Consider the following 1,535-nt stretch of genomic DNA (forward strand, 5'->3'; position numbering starts at 1 on the left):
TTTGGTCAATTGATGTGGCAACAACAACAAACCTTATCACATTTGCAAAAACAAGCTAAGCAGTTAAAACATAAACAAGCCATTGCTAAAACTAGTCAGCAAAAAGTGAAGCAGGTGGTTGCTAAAAGTACCATTACGAAAGCTAGTGAGACTAGTCAACAGTTCTTCAATCTTGCTTATAATTGGTCATCTGGATCTGATTATAAAAAACGTATCACGAAAATTAAGCAAGCTAAATTAGTCACCAGTCAAGTTTTAGCCAATGATTATTTATTCCCAGAGGTTGGTGGCACGGCTGATTACATTGATAATAATGGCTTGAAATCTAGTGTGGTGCAAGTGGCATATTATCCAAAGACAACTAATGATGATCAAACTAGTGGTGTCGTTGGTGTGGCTGTGAATGCGAAACATGACAGTGATGTTGGCAATGGTGAAACACGTTACTACTATTTCAATATTGATTATCAAACCAGTGATAATCAAATTACTAGTCTTGATTATGTTGGGCGGTTAGCTGTTAATCAAAGCACTGATTTTAATACTTTTAATCCTTATGAGTAATCATTAAGGATTTTTTAGTTAGTCAAAATTCAGAAAGGAGATCATGTGAAAAATAAAGTTAAACAAGCAGTCGTGATGAAAATTGCCTTGTATTGTGCGCCACTACTTGTCATTTTAATACCAGTGCTTTTGATCATTGCGCTAACAATGAATAATCCTAGTGTTGTCTGTCAGACTGATACAACCACCACGACGACAAGTTCAGATAGTGGTTCCAGTAATGGGTCTTTAACTGATAAAAATTCAGATATCGGTAAAAGAGTTAGCTATATTATTGATCGTTTTAAAAAGGCGGGTTATTCAGGGAACAATATTTCAGCAATCATTGCAATTGGTTGGAGTGAAAGTAATTTAAACCCTAAAGCGGTCAATCCTGCTGGCTCTGTTAAAGGTATCTGGCAATGGGGTGCTGGTGGTATCAACGGTAATCGCTATCAAAATACGGCAGATACAGTTGAAGCCCAGGTCGATTTAGCATTTAAAGAATTGGCAAGTAGCCATACCGTTGCTAGATTGGGATTAGCAAATGCTAAAGATATTGATAGTTCAGCTTTAGCCTGGGACACAGGTTTTGAGGGTGTTGGGGCAAGTGATCCACAGCGTAAAGTGTCCGAAGTTAAGGCTTGGGCGGAGTCAATTAAAAAAACGTATGATCTTAATTTTGAGGGATCATTAAGCAGTGGCAATAATGCCGTTAGTGATAGTAATACATCAGCAAGTAATAGCGCAGACAGTGATAGCAATAATCAAAGTGCTTATTGTAATACTGATGATAGTGGTTCGGCTGACGGTACAGGCAAGATTAAAGAGGGTGGGCTATCATTTTGGGACAAAAACAGCATTCCAGATGACATTAAGCCCTACGTGCATAATATTACGTCCAAAAAACTAGACTGGCGTTTAACGACACCAGACGCTTACAATCAGTGTGCTGGTTTTTCACAAGTCTATATGAATGCGATTTGGTCACC

At 38.1% G+C, this 1,535-nt stretch carries 2 protein-coding genes; both read left to right on the forward strand.

Annotated elements, in window-relative coordinates; all coding sequences use genetic code 11:
* The coding region (locus BMG01_RS11525; RefSeq protein ID WP_233127308.1) for a hypothetical protein at positions 1-564 on the forward strand (564 nt) is incomplete at its 5' end.
* Positions 565-609: 45 nt separating this feature from the next.
* On the forward strand, positions 610-1,535 hold a 926-nt coding region (locus BMG01_RS10490; protein WP_084013497.1), incomplete at its 3' end, for a phage tail tip lysozyme.

The organism is Leuconostoc sp. BM2, assembly GCF_002095565.1.
In the GTDB taxonomy this organism is placed as follows: Bacteria; Bacillota; Bacilli; order Lactobacillales; family Lactobacillaceae; genus Leuconostoc; species Leuconostoc falkenbergense.